Source organism: Vulcanococcus limneticus LL (genome assembly GCF_002252705.1).
GTDB lineage: Bacteria > Cyanobacteriota > Cyanobacteriia > PCC-6307 > Cyanobiaceae > Vulcanococcus > Vulcanococcus limneticus.
In genome coordinates this window covers 1-1,213 of sequence record NZ_NQLA01000141.1, presented here as the reverse complement: position 1 = coordinate 1,213, position 1,213 = coordinate 1, and the positions used below count along the sequence as shown (strand labels likewise).

Below are 1,213 nucleotides of genomic sequence, written 5' to 3'. Positions count from 1 at the left end.
GCCTCAGCCGATGGCGGGTGCGGTCAGCGCCACGGGGGTGGCGGTGGCAGCAGCCAGGTCGAGGGGGAAGTTGTGAGCGTTGCGCTCGTGCATCACTTCCATGCCCAGGCCAGCACGGTTGAGCACGTCGGCCCAGGTGTTGAGCACACGGCCCTGGCCGTCCAGGATCGACTGGTTGAAGTTAAAGCCGTTCAGGTTGAAGGCCATCGTGCTCACGCCCAGGGCGGTGAACCAGATGCCGACCACCGGCCAGGCAGCCAGGAAGAAGTGGAGGCTGCGGCTGTTGTTGAAGCTGGCGTATTGGAAGATCAGGCGACCGAAGTAACCGTGGGCAGCCACGATGTTGTAGGTCTCTTCCTCTTGGCCGAACTTGTAGCCGTAGTTCTGGGACTCGCTCTCGGTGGTTTCACGCACCAGGGAGGAGGTCACCAGCGAGCCGTGCATGGCGGAGAACAGGCTGCCGCCGAACACACCGGCCACACCCAGCATGTGGAAGGGGTGCATCAGGATGTTGTGCTCAGCCTGGAACACCAGCATGTAGTTGAAGGTGCCGGAGATGCCGAGGGGCATGGCGTCCGAGAAGGAGCCCTGACCGAAGGGGTACACCAGGAACACAGCCGAAGCCGCGGCCACGGGGGCGCTGTAGGCGACGCAGATCCAGGGGCGCATGCCCAGGCGGTAGGAGAGTTCCCACTCACGACCCATGTAGGCATAGATGCCGATCAGGAAGTGGAACACCACCAGCTGGAAGGGACCGCCGTTGTACAGCCACTCGTCGAGGCTGGCGGCTTCCCAGATGGGATAGAAGTGCAGACCGATGGCGTTGCTGCTGGGGATGACAGCGCCAGAGATGATGTTGTTGCCGTACAGCAGGCTGCCGGCGACGGGCTCACGGATGCCGTCGATGTCGACGGGGGGAGCGGCGATGAAGGCAATGATGAAGCAGATGGTGGCGCTCAGGAGCGTCGGGATCATCAGCACACCGAACCAGCCCACATAGAGGCGGTTGTCGGTGGAGGTGACCCAGTCGCAGAACTGATTCCACGCAGAAGCGCCTTGGCGCTGCTGGAGAGTGGTGGTCATGAGAACGGGTGGGGGATGCACCGGGCCCGGAGGCCAGGAGCGGTAAGTAGGGCGGGAAACCGGCTCGGAAGCCCGGGGCCGACCGCCTGCTGCACTGTAACGGAAGATTGCGCGTTCTGTGAAGAGGGAT

1 protein-coding gene is annotated in these 1,213 nt (G+C 63.4%); it reads right to left on the bottom strand.

Annotated elements, in window-relative coordinates; translation table 11 throughout:
* Window positions 1-3: 3 nt before the first annotated feature.
* Window positions 4-1,083 carry a photosystem II q(b) protein gene (gene psbA / locus CJZ98_RS17765; protein ID WP_094592426.1) on the bottom strand — a complete coding sequence of 360 codons (1,080 nt, stop codon included), beginning with the start codon at window positions 1,081-1,083 and terminating at the stop codon, window positions 4-6.
* Window positions 1,084-1,213: the final 130 nt, after the last annotated feature.

Coding starts and splice junctions, on each gene's coding strand:
- psbA (WP_094592426.1), bottom strand. CDS start 1,083: ATGACCACCACTCTCCAGCAGCGCCAAGGCGCTTCTGCGTGGAATCAG.